General features: G+C 65.9%; 20 protein-coding genes. 9 read left to right on the top strand and 11 right to left on the bottom strand.

Going from position 1 to position 16,003, the window contains the following annotated elements:
• Positions 1-60: 60 nt before the first annotated feature.
• Positions 61-549: a hypothetical protein gene (locus DM818_RS14960; RefSeq protein ID WP_172977305.1), complete on the bottom strand. Its 489-nt coding sequence runs from the start codon at positions 547-549 to the stop codon at positions 61-63.
• Between DM818_RS14960 and DM818_RS14955 the strand changes: the two genes are divergently transcribed.
• The 3 genes from DM818_RS14955 (at position 518) to DM818_RS08535 (ending at position 3,093) form a co-directional block, all read left to right on the top strand.
• A complete protein-coding gene (locus DM818_RS14955) occupies positions 518-1,150 on the top strand; it encodes a hypothetical protein (protein WP_172977304.1) in 633 nt (210 codons plus the stop codon). The two genes, DM818_RS14960 and DM818_RS14955, sit on opposite strands and share 32 nt — an antisense overlap.
• Positions 1,151-1,800: 650 nt before the next feature.
• Entirely contained in the window at positions 1,801-2,601 is an 801-nt protein-coding gene (locus DM818_RS08540) for an aldo/keto reductase (protein WP_153952551.1), read from the top strand.
• A 39-nt stretch (positions 2,602-2,640) separates the two neighbouring features.
• Positions 2,641-3,093, top strand: coding sequence for a hypothetical protein (locus tag DM818_RS08535; RefSeq protein WP_153952550.1), 453 nt, complete (start codon positions 2,641-2,643; stop codon positions 3,091-3,093).
• A gap of 5 nt (positions 3,094-3,098) precedes the next feature.
• Here the strand turns inward: DM818_RS08535 and DM818_RS08530 are convergent, their stop codons facing one another.
• Positions 3,099-3,716, bottom strand: a complete 618-nt coding sequence (locus tag DM818_RS08530) for a hypothetical protein (RefSeq protein WP_153952549.1) — start codon at positions 3,714-3,716, stop codon at positions 3,099-3,101.
• Positions 3,717-3,858: 142 nt separating this feature from the next.
• Between DM818_RS08530 and DM818_RS08525 the strand changes: the two genes are divergently transcribed.
• Positions 3,859-4,554: a CAP domain-containing protein gene (locus DM818_RS08525; protein ID WP_153952548.1), complete on the top strand. Its 696-nt coding sequence runs from the start codon at positions 3,859-3,861 to the stop codon at positions 4,552-4,554.
• A gap of 40 nt (positions 4,555-4,594) precedes the next feature.
• Positions 4,595-4,861 (top strand): hypothetical protein, encoded by a 267-nt coding sequence (locus DM818_RS08520; protein WP_075937159.1) that lies wholly within the window; start codon positions 4,595-4,597, stop codon positions 4,859-4,861.
• A gap of 21 nt (positions 4,862-4,882) precedes the next feature.
• On the opposite strand, the gene DM818_RS08515 is transcribed toward DM818_RS08520, so the two are convergent.
• The 4 genes from DM818_RS08515 to DM818_RS08500 are packed head-to-tail and all read right to left on the bottom strand — an operon-like array spanning position 4,883 to position 8,415.
• On the bottom strand, positions 4,883-5,851 hold the full coding sequence (locus DM818_RS08515; RefSeq protein ID WP_153952547.1) for an NAD-dependent epimerase/dehydratase family protein: 969 nt from the start codon (positions 5,849-5,851) through the stop codon (positions 4,883-4,885).
• Between the two features lie 29 nt (positions 5,852-5,880).
• The gene (locus DM818_RS08510; RefSeq protein WP_153952546.1) at positions 5,881-6,822 is read right to left on the bottom strand and encodes an NAD-dependent epimerase/dehydratase family protein; all 942 of its coding nucleotides are present in this window, start codon (positions 6,820-6,822) and stop codon (positions 5,881-5,883) included.
• A 36-nt stretch (positions 6,823-6,858) separates the two neighbouring features.
• Complete coding sequence (locus DM818_RS08505) at positions 6,859-7,212, bottom strand: hypothetical protein (protein WP_143823798.1); 354 nt, start codon at positions 7,210-7,212, stop codon at positions 6,859-6,861.
• 45 nt (positions 7,213-7,257) lie between these two features.
• Positions 7,258-8,415 carry an NAD-dependent epimerase/dehydratase family protein gene (locus DM818_RS08500; RefSeq protein ID WP_153952545.1) on the bottom strand — a complete coding sequence of 386 codons (1,158 nt, stop codon included), beginning with the start codon at positions 8,413-8,415 and terminating at the stop codon, positions 7,258-7,260.
• Positions 8,416-8,503: 88 nt separating this feature from the next.
• Between DM818_RS08500 and DM818_RS08495 the strand changes: the two genes are divergently transcribed.
• Both DM818_RS08495 and DM818_RS08490 read left to right on the top strand, forming a co-directional pair.
• The gene (locus tag DM818_RS08495; RefSeq protein ID WP_153952544.1) at positions 8,504-9,241 is read left to right on the top strand and encodes a DUF4330 family protein; all 738 of its coding nucleotides are present in this window, start codon (positions 8,504-8,506) and stop codon (positions 9,239-9,241) included.
• A 143-nt stretch (positions 9,242-9,384) separates the two neighbouring features.
• Positions 9,385-9,684 carry a hypothetical protein gene (locus DM818_RS08490; protein WP_153952543.1) on the top strand — a complete coding sequence of 100 codons (300 nt, stop codon included), beginning with the start codon at positions 9,385-9,387 and terminating at the stop codon, positions 9,682-9,684.
• On the opposite strand, the gene DM818_RS08485 is transcribed toward DM818_RS08490, so the two are convergent.
• The gene (locus tag DM818_RS08485; RefSeq protein WP_075937165.1) at positions 9,681-9,923 is read right to left on the bottom strand and encodes a hypothetical protein; all 243 of its coding nucleotides are present in this window, start codon (positions 9,921-9,923) and stop codon (positions 9,681-9,683) included. The genes DM818_RS08490 and DM818_RS08485 overlap by 4 nt on opposite strands.
• A 285-nt stretch (positions 9,924-10,208) precedes the next feature.
• On the opposite strand from DM818_RS08485, the gene DM818_RS08480 reads away from it, so the two are divergent.
• Positions 10,209-10,460, top strand: coding sequence for a UPF0058 family protein (locus tag DM818_RS08480; protein WP_075937166.1), 252 nt, complete (start codon positions 10,209-10,211; stop codon positions 10,458-10,460).
• Positions 10,461-10,479: 19 nt separating this feature from the next.
• On the opposite strand, the gene glmS is transcribed toward DM818_RS08480, so the two are convergent.
• From glmS to DM818_RS08460, 4 genes are all read right to left on the bottom strand, one after another.
• A complete protein-coding gene (gene glmS / locus DM818_RS08475; RefSeq protein WP_153952542.1) occupies positions 10,480-12,264 on the bottom strand; it encodes a glutamine--fructose-6-phosphate transaminase (isomerizing) in 1,785 nt (594 codons plus the stop codon).
• Entirely contained in the window at positions 12,264-13,451 is a 1,188-nt protein-coding gene (locus tag DM818_RS08470) for a sugar phosphate nucleotidyltransferase (protein ID WP_075937168.1), read from the bottom strand. Before DM818_RS08470 ends, glmS begins: the two co-directional genes overlap by 1 nt.
• A gap of 39 nt (positions 13,452-13,490) precedes the next feature.
• Positions 13,491-13,715, bottom strand: coding sequence for a hypothetical protein (locus DM818_RS08465; protein WP_075937169.1), 225 nt, complete (start codon positions 13,713-13,715; stop codon positions 13,491-13,493).
• A 63-nt stretch (positions 13,716-13,778) separates the two neighbouring features.
• The gene (locus DM818_RS08460; protein ID WP_075937170.1) at positions 13,779-14,573 is read right to left on the bottom strand and encodes an undecaprenyl-diphosphate phosphatase; all 795 of its coding nucleotides are present in this window, start codon (positions 14,571-14,573) and stop codon (positions 13,779-13,781) included.
• Positions 14,574-14,661: 88 nt separating this feature from the next.
• Between DM818_RS08460 and DM818_RS08455 the strand changes: the two genes are divergently transcribed.
• Positions 14,662-15,948: a tRNA pseudouridine(54/55) synthase Pus10 gene (locus DM818_RS08455; protein ID WP_075937171.1), complete on the top strand. Its 1,287-nt coding sequence runs from the start codon at positions 14,662-14,664 to the stop codon at positions 15,946-15,948.
• Positions 15,949-16,003: the final 55 nt, after the last annotated feature.

The following is a 16,003-nucleotide window of genomic DNA, read 5'->3' as shown; positions in this document are numbered from 1 at the left end:
GCAGTGCCACGTGTGGCGACAACGCCGGTTGAGACAGAGTGGACGCCGCCGCCGGCCTTGTTAGCTTGACTGACAGAGACGGGCAACAGTCAGTAGCACGACAGCGGCCATACTAAGATCGACCAGTATAACAATAATGAACGGCAGTCCAAACTGGTTGTCTTCTGGTACAGGGGTATCAGGCGTCAAGGGTGCCTGTTCAGTCGCCGTCACCGTCGCAAGCGAGTCGGTGACTGCACCCCCGGCGACGGATGGATTGAGCTGTGCCCGTACCTGTTGTGTCGCGTCACCGGCGTAGGTCCCCGAGTACTGGATGATGAGTTCGTCGGTAGGTGCCAGCGATGAGCCCTCGGCAAAGGTCAAGCGGAGCTGTGAGCTCTCCTCGGCGGTCGAGACCGTCGTAAGCTGTGCTTGCAGCGTCTCATCAACGGTGGACCCGGGAGCATCAGCGCCCCGGTCAACGCCGACGGAAACGGAGGTTTTGTTGAGCGAAACAGGGGCCGCCTGCTGGTAGCTGATGACGACGGTCTGGAGCGGGCCGGCGTTCACTTCGCCGGGGTGGATGGAGACGGTATACTCGTTTGCAGAGCCAGTTCGTGAGATACGCACGTCACCGGTCGTGTTTCGCTGCGGCGTCGCCGTGGCTGTTTGCGTTGTAGTAGGCGTCACACTCGGGGTTGCAGTCGCGGTCAACGTCTCAGTCGGGGCGTCTGGTGGATTCGGTGTCGGCGCTGCTGTCGGAGTGGATATCGGTGTCGGCGTGGGCGTTGGGGTCGATGTGGCTGTCGGTGTCGGCGTGGATGTCGGCGTAGCAGTTGGCGTCGGGGTTGGTGTTGGAGTCGCCGTCGGTGTTGGCGTGGGTGTTGCCGTTGGAGTAGGGGTCGCTGTCGGTGCTGGCGTCGGAGTCGATGTCGGCGTAGCAGTTGGTGTCGGGGTTGGCGTAGGCGTTGGAGTAGCTGTTGGAGTGGGCGTCGGAGTTGGAGTTGGTGTCGGCGTAGCAGTTGGGGTTGGCGTCGGAGTTGGTGTTGGAGTTGGAGTCGGTGTCGGCGTAGCAGTTGGGGTTGGCGTCGGAGTTGGTGTTGGAGTTGGAGTCGGTGTCGGCGTAGCAGTTGGGGTTGGCGTCGGTGTTGACGCACTCTCCACGGTGTAGCTCGTTGTCGCCTGCGTGTTCGCACTCGATGGGTTGAGTGTAATCGTTACCTGCTCGCTTCCCGAGGACGCGGGGTTCGTGATATCGGAGAAGGCAACCACAATCTCGTCACCGGTGGTGATACTCGTCGACCCGTCCAGCTGAATCGAGAGCGTATTGCTGTCGGGTGTGTCCACGGACGTCACGTCGGAACTGGCATCCGCGTTAATCGTGTCTCCTGGCTCGTCGTCGTCGCGGTCGATTCCAATCGTCGAGATATCGGTCGCCCCGATTTGCGACGTATCAGCGTCGGTATACGCGAGTTCGTACTCGCTCAGCGAACTCCCGCCGGCGTTTCCGTCCGCCGTGACGGTCGTCGTGTGGGATGTCGTCGCTCCGGCCGTGTCGTCGTCTGGCGTGACCGATGCTGCCGTTGCCGCGTGTGCTGGACCGACGCCCACCCCACCAGCAGCGACCGCGGTGACGGTGAGAATCGCGAATGCGACGGTGAGTGTGTGGCGCATAGTAGGGAATGAACCGGGAATTACCGGAGTCTACACCAACAGACGCCAGAATCACGGAAAAAGATAGGAGGGTGTCACCGCTGACAGCGAGTCGTCGTGCGTCGCCGTGAGCCCGCATTTTTCAGCCCGCGCCGTGAGACGCCACCAATGACGACTGTCCCAGGACTCGGGCTTGGCACCTCCGGCAACGACGACCCCGACCAGTGTGCTGACTCCGTCGCGACCGCACTCAAGATCGGCTACCGCCACATCGACACCGCCCAGATGTACGACAACGAGGCGGCCGTCGGCGACGGTATCGCACAGAGCGACGTACCACGCGAGGAGGTCTTCCTCGCCACGAAAGTCCATCCGTCGAATCTCGGCTACGAGGACGTGCATGAGAGCGTCGCGGCGAGTCTCGACCGCCTCGGACTCGACACCATCGACCTGCTGTACGTCCACTGGCCGACGCAGGCGTACGACCCCGAGGCGACGTTGCGAGCGTTCGACGAACTCTACGAGGCAGGAACTATCGACCACGTCGGCGTCAGCAACTTCACGGCCCCGCTCGTCAAGGAGGCACGCGACATCCTCGCTGCGCCCATCGTCGCGAACCAGATCGAGGTCCACCCGCTGCTCGGCCCGCGTGAGCCACTCTTCAGCACCTGCCGCGAGCACGACATCGATATCGTCGGGTACGCACCGTTCTGTCGGGGCGACGCCCTCGATGACCCGACGGTGCAGGCAGTCGCCGAGCGCCACGACACCTCCCCCGCGCAGGTGTGTCTCGCGTGGCTGGCGAGCCACGACGTGGCCGCAATTCCGAAGGCGACGGGGCGTGCCCACATCGCAGAGAACGCCCGGGCCGCTGATCTCGAACTCACCGGCGATGATATCGAGCAGTTGGACACCATCGACCGGCGGTACCGACGCTTCGATCCCGAGGGGTCGCCGTGGGAGAAGTGAGGGAGGAAGGTTTACCAGCCAGCCAGCGAAGATGACAGTGTGTACCAGTCTGTCGACGACCTCCCGGGGCGGATACGAAAGCGCGTCCGCTCGCTGCTGATGGCCGACGAGCAGTTCGTCACGGCAGCGACAGCCGCCGACGGACTGCTCGACCGCTGGGCGACACACGTCGTCGTGACCGACCAGCGACTCCTCCTCGTGAAAGTCATCGGCCTCGAATCGACGATTTCGGGCGTGCGGCTGACAGCGCTCGACAGCTACCGTGCAGCCGACGGCGTCCTCCAACTCGAGTTCAAGTACGACACCGACAGCTACGGATTCGACGACCCGGACGCGGCCGAAGCGCTTGTTGAGGCAATCGAGCAACACCGAGCCGAGGGACAAACGGAGGCGGAAGACCCGGAACTGACGCTCCAGCCTGAGACGCAGTTGGACTCACTCGACGCAGAAACGGCCGACACCGGCATCTCTCCCGAGGAGCGAACGGAGTAGCGCGGCTACGTCTCGGACCCGTTCGAGTCGTCGGACGTGGACTGATTGAACTCGGTCGCCTGAAAATTGAAATCGATACCGAGCACGTCGGAGCCGTCGGAGGCAGAGCCGCCGGGGACGTTCGGCGTCTCGTTGATGTCGCGGGGGTCGCCGTTGAGCGGTTCGCCGAAGCCGTCGGTCCAGTCGGTGTTGTCGACGGCGAGGTGATAGCGTCCGGGGTCGACATCCTGAAAGACGTAGTCGTTGACGTTGGCGACCCCGAACAGCGAGCCGGGGTTCGTGTAGCGGGCACGCCGACCCGCGAGATAGGCTTCGAACTCCTCGTCAGACTGGAAGAACAGGAAGTCGACACCGGGCTGGGCGTTTCCCCACCGAACGATGGCGTCGTAGCGAATCGTTACCGACGTGTCGAACTCGAAGTCGTACGTCTGGCGGTCGTCGCGGCGGAGTCGAAACTCGTCCTCGAACGCTCTGACCGGCTCGTCCTCTTGATCCTCCTGTGACGCCGTGTGACGGAGGGCCTCCGCGAGAATCCCGGTCGCCGGGGCGACGCGGTCGGCGAGTGTTCCCCCGCCCGCGGCAACGCCGGCACTCGCGAGAAACGCGCGGCGACTGAGTGGCATACCCGAACGTCTACGCCATGGGTAATAGACGTACTGGCTACGGGAGCCGGGGAGCGACGGACCTTTTAAGTCGTGTGCGGGCGACCTGCGACTGTATGGCAGCGTCGCACGACCGGCCCGACCACCACCGTGAGGGCCGCCGGTGAACAAGAACCTCCTCCCGGTCACGGTGGTCGTGCTCGCGGTCGTCGTCATCGGCGTCGGCGCGACGCAGTTCGGCGGACAGGCGACAGCGCCGTCGACCCCGACACCGGAGTCACCGACCCCGACGCCGACAGCAACCCCGACAGCGACGCCGACACCGACGGGCGACGGAACAGCGACACCGACGCCGACCGTGACGCCGACACCGACGCCCACGCCGGCACCGACAGTCGAGACGGCTCGCATCGAACGAGCCGTCGAGCAGGATATCCGTGCCTTCCAGGACGACCCGACGACGGTGGGCAACGAGGCGATGAACACCGGGGGACAGATTCCGGCTGCCCTCTCGGCGATGGCCGAACGCCACAGCGAACAGATGGCGACGGCCGGGCGACTCGCCCACACCATCGACGGCTCCACGACGGCCGACCGTTACGCGCAGAATGGGACCATCGCGAACTGCCGGGTCGTCAACAATCAGGAGCAGTACGTCGTCGCGAAAGAGACGATGGAGGGCTTTGTCCGCGTGCCGCGCGTCGGTGACGACCCCGCGACGGTCGGCCAGCGGCTCGTTGACCACCTGCTCTCTGACGACCAGGCGCGGCGCACGCTGGAGTTGGAAAACGCCGACCACATCGGCGTCGGGGTCGCCACGAGCGACGAATTCGTCTACGTGACGGTCGCGGTCTGTTGACCGGCACAACGTTCATTGTGAACCACGACAACTAATTGTCATGAGCGGAGCCGACGACATCACCGACGCCGACGTTCGGCGAATCGTCCGCGAGGAGTTACCGAGGGCAGGCTGGTCCATCCTCTCGACGGTGTTCTGGACGGTGACAGCCCTGTTCGCGGTCCTCGTTGGACTGCAGTTGGGCCAGATTGCCCTCGCCGGTGAGGGTATCGCGACGCTCGCGTACGGTGGGGGTGGCGTAGTTGTCGTCGGTGCGAGCCTCTATCTGTTGTACCTGCTCCACTGGAGCGAGTCTCGGACAGTCTAACACGGACAGCGCTACGGGAGGTTACGACCTGCTCAGCCGCTCGCGAATCGTCGCCTCGACCGTGTGGTGTGGCTCCCACCCGAGCGTCTCCCGAACCGCAGTCGTCTCGACACCGAACTCGTCGACGAGCGTCTCTGCCGCCCGCGGATTCTCCACGAGTTCGACCGTCGGGTCCAGTCCGCGTTCCTCGCGGGCAATCTCCGCGACCAAGTTAGCCATCTCCATCACGCTCGGCGCTTCGTCGGTCCCGAGTTCGAAGGCCGTGCTGCCGGTCTCGCCGCGGGCATGAGCGTCAAGCAGGTGTTCCGCACTCAGACAGAAGGCGTTTGCCACGTCCTTCACGTGGACGAAGTTCCGCGCCTGCGTTCCCGGTTCGTACACCGTGAGCGGCTCACCGGCGAGCGCTCGCTCGACGAAGAAGTCGATGACCACGCCCTTCGAGACCGTGCGGTCCCCGACCGTATGTTGTCCGTAGAGATTCGCCACGAGGAACTGGTGAGCTGGAAAGGAGCCGTCGGCCAGCGTTTCGATGGCCTGCTCACCGAGCACCTTCGTCTCGCCGTACCAGTTCAGCGGGTCGCGGTCCATCTCGGTCGTAATCGGGAACTCCGTCGGGTCGCCGAGCACGGCCGCAGAAAACGGGAACACGAGCGCGATCTCCTCGCGCTTGCACGCGTACGCCACGTTCGTCGTGCCGACCACGTTCGTCTCGTACGCGAGGTCGGGGTTCTCGTCACAGCTCTCGACGCCCGACAGCGCCGCCAGATGCACGACGACGTCCGCGCCCGCAAGCGCGGCCGTGAGTTGGTCGCGGTGCCGGATATCGACGTGTTCGATGGAGACGCCCGCAACCTCGCGAATCTCACCGCGGTAGAAGTTATCCAGCGCGGTCAACTCCCAGTCGGGGTGGTCACGCCGGAGTTGCCCGAGCACGCGGCTCCCGATGAATCCCGCGGCTCCGGTGACAGCGACGTGTGGCGGCTCGCTCATACACAACCCCGAGGGGCCGCGAGCAAAAGTCAGGTGGATTCTACGTCGCCGCGAAACGCGTCGCGGAGGTCACGCACGCCCTCACGAAGCGTCCATTCGGGCTCGTAGCCCGTCGCCCCGAGGCGGTCGAAGTTCACGTGATACGAGGGGCCGGGATGCTCGTCGTCGAGATACGAAATGTCCACGGGCGCGACCTCCTCACTCACGATATCCGCAATCGTCGCAATCCGGTAGTTCTCCGCGTTACTCCCGACGTTGTACACCGCCTTCGACCAGTCGTCCGGTGCGAGCGCTGCGTGCTTGTAGGCGCGGGCAGCGTCTCGCACGTGGATGAACGGCCGCCAGTTCGACCCGTCGCCGTAGACGGTGAGCGGGCGGTCCGTGAGCGCCCGGAACACGAAGTGGTTCACGACGAGATTGAATCGCACGCCCGGCGCGTTCCCGTAGTTCGTCGCCATTCGAAGTGCTGTGGCGTCAAAACCAAATTCGTCCGTGGCCTCTTCGAGTAGCGATTCGGACTGGTACTTCGTATCGGCGTACGGATTCAGCGGCTCCGGCTCGACCGATTCGTCGATATCGCGGGCCGGTGCTCGCCCGTAGATGTTACACGAGGAGGCGAGCACGACGTTCTCGACGCCGACCTTCCCTGCGGCGTTGAGCACGTTGCGCGTCCCCTCTAGGTTCGTCGCGAACGTCTCCTCGCGTCGCTCGTGGGTACTGCCGGCCCCGGTGATTGCCGCGAGATGGATGACGGTATCGACACCACGGCAGGCCGTCTCCACGTCGCCGTACTCACGCACGTCGCCGCTGTGAAAGGTCAAGTTATCGCCCAGCGTGCCGAACAGCGACCGCGGCGAACTCCCCGAGAAATCATCGAGGACCGCGACAGTATCGACGCGACTGTCTTCCAGCAGGTGGGGGACGAGTACGCTCCCGATGTAGCCACAGCCGCCGGTGACGAGGACGTTCATGTCGCCACCAGAGCAGCCGGGTAATTATGCTCTTGCTTAGATGCCGAAGAAGAGCCGGAGGTTGTAGACGGTGGTGAATGCGCCGACGACGGAGAGCACGACCGGCGGCAGGTAAAATAGGAGTCGGTCGTCCTCGCTGCTACCCCAGAGGCTGATTGCGAGACAGGTGAAGAAGACGGTGAGTTTCACGCCGACCAGCCCTGCGGTGCCGAACTGCTCGAACGCGAACCTGATGAGCGCGTTCGCCTCCGTGATAGCGGGAATCGAGTGGACGAGCGTCATCGTCGTGAGCACGTCCCCGACGCCGTACAGCGTCGTCGCGATAATCCACAGCCACGTGAACTCGCGAGCGGACGCCTCGTCGACGAGTCCCTGGCTCGTGGAGGACATATCGCGTGGGACGCAACGCTCGGATAAAAAGCCCGCAGTAACGGCCTACTGCAGGGCGTCGGGGAGGAACCGGTCTTCGTGGCTCACGATGGTCTCGCGGTGCGCAAGCAGCGTCTCTAACACGTCGTCAATCCCGTCCGCAAAGGTGGCTCGTTGCTCGTCGATGAGCGCCATGTAGCGGTCGTTGTCAATCTCCATCTGGTGGGTCTCGTCCTCGTCGCGGGGGTTCTCGACGTGCGTGACCTCGACATTGAGGTCGTGGTCGGCAGCCACGTCCTGAATCGTTTCGGCCATCTCCACAATCGCGATGGGTCGGGTCACCTGATTGTACACGGTATGCCCGTCGGGCGTCTCCCCGAGCGCAAGCCGCGCGAGGCCTTCGACCGCGTCTTCAAGCGAGACGAACGGCTTGCGCTGCTCGCCTTTCCCATAGACGGTCAGCGGGTAGCCAGCGACGGCCTGTGCCGCAAACCGGTGGGCGACGACGCCGAAGTAGTAGTCGAAGTCGAACCGCGTCGCAAGCCGGTCGTCCGACCGCGTCTCCTCGGTCTCGGTTCCGTAGGTAATCGCCGTCCGCACATCTGAGATGGGAATGTCGAACTGGTCGTTCGCGAGCCGAAGATTCGCCGCGTCGTGTGATTTGGAAAGGTGATACCACGACCCCGCCATCGCCGGGAACGGCACCTCGTCGCGTTCGCCGGCGTGCTCCATCGTCGCCCCGCCTTCGGGTATCGGGAATTCGGGCGCACCGTACACGCCCGTCGTCGTCGTCTCGATGAAATGCGTCTCCGTCAGCCCCTGTTCGGACAGGCCGAACAGCAGATTCCGCGTCGCCTGCATGTTGTTGTGCTGGGTGAAGTTCGCCCGCTCGCCGTTGATCTGCGAGTACGGCGCAGACGGCTGGGCTGCCGTGTGGACCACAACCGACGGCTCGTGGGTGTCGAGCAGGCGGAGTACGAACTCGCGGTCCGTGAGGTCGCCCTCAACGAAGGAGAGATTCGCCACACCGTGCACCTCACGGGCCGCTTCGATGCGCGTTTCTGGGTCGGCAACGGGCGTTGCACTGGTCGCGCCGACTTCGGCAACCCACTCACGGCGGGCGAGATTGTCCACCACGACGACGCGCTCGTCGGTGCGGGTAGCGATACGGAGGGCGGTCGGCCACCCGATGTAGCCGTCGCCGCCGGTCACGAGAATCGACATAATCCGACGTTGCGCCACCGACCACAAGTAGCTTCGTATCCCGCCGGGAGACGGAAGCCGTTATGTGACCGACAGCCGACCGCCGAGTATGGAACTACTGGACGAGCACGGCCGCGTATTCGGCGTCGTCAACATCATCGACCTGCTCGTCGTCCTGTTCGTCGTCGCCGTCGCCGTCGCCGGTGTCGCGCTCGTCGTCGGCCCGGGCGAGCCGAGTGAGCCGAGCGAACCGCAGGTGACGCAAACGGTGACGGTCGGATTGGGGACCCATCCGCCGGACGGTGCAGCCCTCGTCGAACCCGGGACCGCCGAGTTCGGGGAGGCGAATGCGACGATAACGGACGTGTACCGGACGCCAAACGGCGACGGCGTGCGTGTCGTTGCGAACCTACGGGTCCAGGGACAGATGGACTCGAACGTGTTCACGGTGGGAGGAGCGCCAGTCCGCTACGGGTCGGTGTTCTCGGTGGCGACACCGGAGTACCAGCACGACGGGAATGTCATCGGCGTCGGCGGGAATGACTCAATCTCGACGACACCCGTGACGGCAACGCTCACGACGACGGTCTCGCCGGCCATTGCCGATGCCGTTGAACCAGGAGACGAGTACCGGCTGGCTGGCCAGCCCGTCGCGACGATACGGGACGTGACTCGCAACCGGACTGAAGACGACCGAGTGCAACTCACCGTCCGCGCCGAGTTCGTTGCGAGAACGACGGCGTCCGGACCAGTGTACGGAGATGCACCGATCCGAATCGGGCGAGAGCTCACCATCGCGACGAATCGCTACCAGTTCACCGGACAGGTGACTGACGTAGAGCAGTGAGCCGTCGAGAGCAACTTACCGAGTGGGTCAATCAGTCGCTTCGTGAGCCGCTTGCCCGGGTGCAGAAAGCATTGACAACAGCACGCGAGAACTCGACGACTGTTGGGCTGCTCCGGAGAGCCGAACACCGAGGTGCGACAATCGTGCGCGACTCACGGCTCTACCGGTGGCTCAGCGCGGAACCGGACCCGACGGTCGTGACTATCGACCTCCGGGAGACGTACACCATCGGACCGATACTCAGACTCCTGGAGCGAGTGGTCACACCGATAGCAGCACGATGGGAGCAGTCACGGCTCAAGGAAGTCACGACAGCACTCAGCGAGCGAGGGCAGCGGTTTGCCGAATCGTCACGAACCGTCGAACTGCTCGCCCGACTGTTCGTCCCGCCGGAGCCGCCCGAAGATAGGGACCGGAGCGAGGACGCTCGCGACGACGCTTAGGCGCGGTAGTCGCTGCCGAGTGCGAACGCGACGAGGTTGGCGACGAGGAGCGCGACCAACAGGGCCGGGTCGGTGCTCGTCACCCCGACGGCAAAGAGGGGGACCTGTGCGAACGCGAGCGTGATACCGGTCCAGAAGGCGAGTCCGCGGGTGACGGTGCCGGCTGCTCGCGTGACCTGTGCGAGTCGCGACGGCGTCGCGTCGGGGAGGGCGTCGATAGGGGAGGACTCGGTGGACATTGTCTCTCTGCTCACGCCTTGGACGGCTACCCACATATACCGGGTCGACGCTGAGTTCGTTTTCGCGTCGATTTACCGGACAGCCACGTCGGTAGGGAGTGCATGAAACGTTTTACCACCAGTTTAGAACCGATTAAACGTTTTATCGAGCCACGAGACGGCGTCGATTCGAGTACGAGGATGGCGGTCACGGAAACCCGAGCTGGGGCCAATATATCGCGATATAGCCGGACGAAGATGTTCGGTCGGGAATTCGTTGTCGTGTGGGACACAGTGGCGTATGTGATGCGCAAACAAGAGCTACTCCACGTCCACGCGCTGTTGGCCGCGGTCGAACAGTTCTGGGCGGAGACGCTCGACGCCGAAGTCGACACCGAGAGCTACGAGACGTTGCAGGTACAGCCGAACTCCATCCACGCGTCGAAGGAGGACCACGAGGACGCCGTGTTCGCGCTGGCGAGAGGGCTCGACGAGTCGGTCGTGGAGCCGTCGGCGAGCGAGAGCGCGGAATCGACGACCGAACTCACGGCCGACTGAGCCGCTCGCGTGGCGGCTGCTACTCGACAGTGACGGATTTCGCGAGGTTGCGCGGCTTGTCGATGGAGCGGCCGAGTTCGTTCGCGACGTGGTAGGCGACGAGTTGGAGCTGGACGTTCGCGAGCACGGCCGCGGTCCGGGCGTGGGTCGACGGAACCTCGAGGACGGCGTCGGCGTACCGCTCCACGTCGCTCTCGCCGTCGGTGACAGCAATCACGGGCGCACCGCGTGCTTCGACCTCTTTCACGTTCCCGATGGTTTTGCGGGCGGCCTCGTCGTCGCCGGTAACGACCGCGAACACGGGCGTGTCGGGCGTCACGAGCGCGAGCGTGCCGTGTTTGAGTTCGCCGGCCGCAAAGCCCTCGGCGTGGGTGTAGGAGATCTCTTTCAGCTTGAGCGCCCCCTCCAGGGCGACGGGGTGGTGGTACCGTCGGCCGATGAAGAAGAAGCTCTCGCTGTCGACGTACTCGCGGGCGACCTCGCGGGCGTCGGACTCGTCGAGGACGGTCTGGATGTTCGCCGGGAGGTCACGGAGCGCGCCGATGAGTTCCCGCACGTCCTCGTCGCCAGCGCCGACGGTCGCGAGCGCGAGGAGATTCACGGCCGTCAGCTGTGCCGAGAAGGTCTTCGAGGCCGCGACGCCGATCTCCGGTCCCGAGCGGATGAACAGCGCGTCCGTACACTCGCGGGCCATCGTGGAGCCGACGACGTTGGTGAGCGCGAGGGTGTCGGCTCCGCGGCGGTCGGCCTCGCGGATGGCTGCGAGGGTATCGGCCGTCTCGCCCGACTGTGAGACGGCGACCACGAGGTCATCCTCAATCGGCGGGGTCTGGATTGCGTACTCGTGGGCGAGAAACGCCTGTGCTGGAACGCCAGCCGCCCGGAACAGCGCGGCTCCGTAGAGCGCGGCGTGGTAGGAGGTCCCGCAGGCGACGAACTGGACGCGGTCGATATCGGGGTCGATGTCGAGCGTCACCTCGCCGGCGAGTTCGTCGACGCGGCCCTGTAGACACTGCCGGAGGGCACGCGGCTGTTCGTGAATCTCCTTCAGCATGAAGTGGTCGTAGCCGGCCTTGCCGGTCGCCTCGGGGTCCCAGTCGACGGTCTCGACCGAGGAGGAACGCGGCGTCCCGTCGAAGTCGGTGACGGTGTAGCCGTCGGCGTCGAGCCGGACGAACTGGCCGTCGTCGAGATAGACGACGCGGTCGGTGTGAACGCGGAAGGCGGGCACGTCGCTGGCGAGATACGTCGCGTCGTCGTCGATACCGAGCACGAGGGGCGAATCCTGCCGGGCGGCGAAGATGGCGTCCGTGCCAGCGATGACGACGGCGATGGCGAAGCTACCTTCGAGGCGGTCGAGAGTCGCCCGGACCGCGGCCTCGGGCTCGTGGTCGGCGAGCGCATCCTCGATGAGGTGGGGAATCACCTCGGTGTCAGTATCCGACAGGAACTCGTGGTCGGCGGCGAGTTCGTCGCGGAGTTCCTGGTAGTTCTCGATGATGCCGTTGTGGACGACCGCCACGTCGCCGGTGCAGTCGCAGTGCGGGTGGGCGTTGGCGTCCGTCGGTGGCCCGTGGGTCGACCACCGGGTGTGGCCGATACCGACCGTCCCCGACAGCGACTGGTCCCCGAGGTGCTCGCGCAGGGCGTCGAGTTCGCCGGCCTGCTTTGCCGTCTGGACGGAGCCGTTGGCGAGGGCGACGCCGGCCGAGTCGTAGCCGCGGTATTCGAGCGTGTCGAGTCCGTCGAGCAGGGTATCGAGCGTGTCGTCGCCGCGGCCGACGCAGCCGATAATCCCACACATCAGCGGACCACCTCCGCGCCGGCGGCGACGTGCCCGCGGGCGACGGCACCGACCCCGACGGTCGCGCCGACGCCGAGGAGCGTGCCGGGGTCGAGTGTCGACCCGCCGCCGAGCGTCGCGCGGTCACCGACGACCGCGCCGAGCCGTTCTCCCTCGTGGATGTCGGTGCCGATCCGCACGTCCGTCTCGCCGCCGGGGACGACCGCTCCGGGACCAACCGCGCCGGCCATCCCGGTAACACAGTCACACAGCGTCGCGCCGGAGCCGACACGGGTGTCTGCGCCGACGAGCGAGCGTTCGATTGTCGCGTTCGCCTCGACGGTGACGTTGCGCCCGAGTGCGGTGTCGGGACCGACGACGACCCCGGCCGCGATTTCGGCGTCCGGGCCGACGACGACCGGACTTTGGAGTGTCGCGTCCTCGTGGACGCGGGCCGTCTCGTGGACGTAGACGCCGGCCCCGTGTGCCTGCTCCTCGACGAGGCCCGCATCGAGCAGCCGGCGGGTCGCTTCGAGCAGGTCCCATGGGTAGGTGATGTCGACCCACAGTCCCTCGGTGCGGACGCCGACGACCCCCCGTTCCGTGGCGAGTTCGACGATGGCGTCGGGGAGATACAGGTCGCCGTCGCGCCGCTCCGTCTCCGCGAGCCGGTCGAACCAGCCGGCCGGGAAGGCGTAGACGCCGGCGTTGATGAGCCGATACGGTCCGTCGGGCTGTTCGGCGAGTTCGACGACCCGGTCGCCGTCGAGTCTGACCGCGCCGTTCGGATACTCGTTCGCGTTCGGGTGTTCCCGGACGGCCATCGTCGGCGTGGCGTCGAAGCTCTCCAGCACGTCGGCGACCGCCTGCGGGTCGATGACGCGGTCGCCGTTGACTGTGACGAACGGGCCGTCGACGGCATCCTGTGCCTGCAGGAGGGCGTGACCGCTGCCCAGTTGCTTTGCCTGGTGGACGTAGGTGACGGGGACGTCGCGATACGTCGAGCCGACGTGGTTCTGCACGCGGTCGCGCTTGTAGCCGACGACGAGAACGAGATCGGTGATACCGGCGTCGACGAGCGCGTCGAGCACGTATTCGAGAATCGGGCGGTTCGCGACCGGCAACATCGGCTTCGGGCGCGTGCGGGTGAGCGGGCGGAGCCGGGTCCCCTCGCCGGCCGCCAGGACGACTCCCGTCGAAACTGTCATACCGACAGTTACCGGGACGGGGTGTAAACGCTTTGTCCGTCAGTCGAACATCCGCTCGTCGGCCTCGGGGAACTCGATGGCCCCCTCGCCGAGTCGGGCCTGGAGCCGGCACCGGTAGAGCATCATCGCCATCTGTGGAATCGCACTCGCCTGCACCGCAAGCGGTTCGTCGAACGACTCCGCCGCCCACCGATTGTAGTCGTCGGCGAGGTCCATCGCGTCCTTGAAGGAGCGGAACATCAGCTCCTTGAACGGGTCCTGCATACCACGCGGTTCGGGACTGGGTGCCTTACACCCGACGGTCCGACAACAGGTGGAACCGGTCAGCTACAGCACCGTCACAACTCCACCGACGATAGCCAGGCCGCCGAGGCCGAGACACACCGCCCAGAAGGCGACCCGCGAGACCACGCGCAGGAGCGCGTCGATGGTGAGATAGCCGACGACGGCCGCGACGGCCGTCGCGACCACGCCGGCCACGAGCGACAGTTCCGGCACGCCGTCGGTGAGCGTGAGCACGCCGGCACCGAGCGCGGCCGGAATCGAAAGCAGAAACGAGAGCCGGAACGACGCCTCCGGGTCGTAGCCGCGGAGCAGCAGCGCCGACACCGTCGACCCCGACCGCGAGACGCCCGGCAGGATGGCGAGTCCCTGGAGGACGCCGACGAGCAGCCCGTCGATGAGTGTCGGCTCCGTGCGCGAGCCGAGCCGGGCGTTCGCCACCCGCTGGAACAGCCCCGTCGCGACGAGCAGGAGACCGACGAGGATGATGAACGCCCCGCCGGTGAGCGCCGAAAACAGCTCCTCGATGGTCGCGTAGGCGGCGAGTCCGACGACGCCCGAGGCGACGGTCGCCAGTGCGAGAAAGGAAAGTTCGCGGTCGCCGGTGGCTCGCCACTCGGGGAGCCGGCGGGCGAGCGCGGCGAGTTCACCCCGGTAGTAGACGGCCGCCGAGACCGCGGTCCCGGCGTGGAGAAAGAGGGCGAAGTCCGTCGCCGCCGCCGGCGTGAGCCCCTCGACGGCGGTGAGATACAGCGCGATGTTTCCTTCAGACGAGATGGGGAGCCACTCGAAGATACCTTGGAGGATACCCACGACGACGGCGATACGAAACTCCGACATACGCGAACGCCGAAAGCGGGCGGCTTCAACCCGGCGATTGGGCGGGCGAGCCGACACACACTTCCCGCGAGCCATCCGAACGACGGTAATGACGATTCTCGACGACGCCGAACAGCTGGCGGCCACGGGCCCGGTGTGTGATGCCTGTCTCGGTCGCCCCTTCGCCGACCGGAGCTTCGGGCTCGGCAACGACGAGCGCGGGCGGGCGCTGCGAACGACGCTCGCGCTGGAGGCCGACGAACCGTACGAGTCGCCCGACGCCGCCGAGTGTTGGGTGTGTGAAGGCCTGTGTGGCCGGTTCGAGGAGTACGCCGACCGCGCCGTCGAGGCGCTGGAGGGAATCGACTTCTTCACGTATCAGGTGGGGACGCGGGTCCCGCCGCTGGTCGAAGAGAACGGCGAACTGCTGCGCGAGGACGCCGGGCTCGACCCCGACGCGGGCGAACTGCTGAAGTCGGAGTTCAATCGCGAGGTGGGGAAGCGCGTCGGCCAACGGACGGGCAAGGAGGTCGGCTTCGAGCGGCCGGACGTGCAGCTGCTCATCGACCTCGACACCGACGACATCGAGGTGACAATCAACTCCGTCGCCGTCTACGGGCGCTACCGCAAGGTCGAGCGCGACGTGCCACAGACGGAGTGGCCCTGCTCGAACTGCGGGGAGTCGGGCCAGCTCCACGGCGGGCGCACCTGCCCGGAGTGTGACGGCACCGGCTACCGGTATCGCACGAGCGTCGAACAGGAGGTCGCCCCGCCGCTCGTCACGGCGCTGCGCGGGGACGACGGCGTCTTCCACGGTGCCGGCCGCGAGGACGTGGACGCGCTGATGCTCGGTGACGGCCGCCCGTTCGTGTTGGAGGTGAAACACCCCCACCGTCGCGACGTGGACCTCGCGACCATCGAGGACGAAATCAACAAATCCAGCGACGCGGTGAAGGTGGACGACCTCCGGTTCGCGACCCACGAGATGACCGCCCGCGTGAAGGAGCATGACGCCTCGAAGACCTACCGTGCCGAGGTCGAGTTCGATGCGCCCGTCGAAGCGGACGCGCTGGCGGACGCCCTCGACGCGCTGGAGGGCGCGACCGTCGAGCAGCGAACGCCCCAGCGCGTCGACCACCGACGGGCCGACCTCGTGCGCGAGCGCGAGGTGTACGACATCGACGGCGAACTCGTGGACGACACCCACGCGACCATCGACGTACACGGCGCTGGCGGGCTCTACATCAAGGAGCTCATCTCCAGTGACGAGGGGCGGACGGAGCCGTCGCTCGCCGGCCTGCTCGATACGGCGGCGACCGTGACGGCGCTCGACGTACTCTCCGTGGAAGGCGAGGAGGAGCCGTTCGAACACCCCGACTACTTCCGCGACGAGTAGCCGTTCGGGACGGAATTTATGGTACTGACTCACATACTAGACGTTGGTGTCGCAA

Source organism: Halosegnis longus (assembly GCF_009663395.1).
Classification (GTDB): Archaea; Halobacteriota; Halobacteria; order Halobacteriales; family Haloarculaceae; genus Halosegnis; species Halosegnis longus.
The sequence above is the reverse complement of the archived record's forward strand: the minus strand, read 5'-3'. Positions and strand labels throughout refer to the sequence as shown.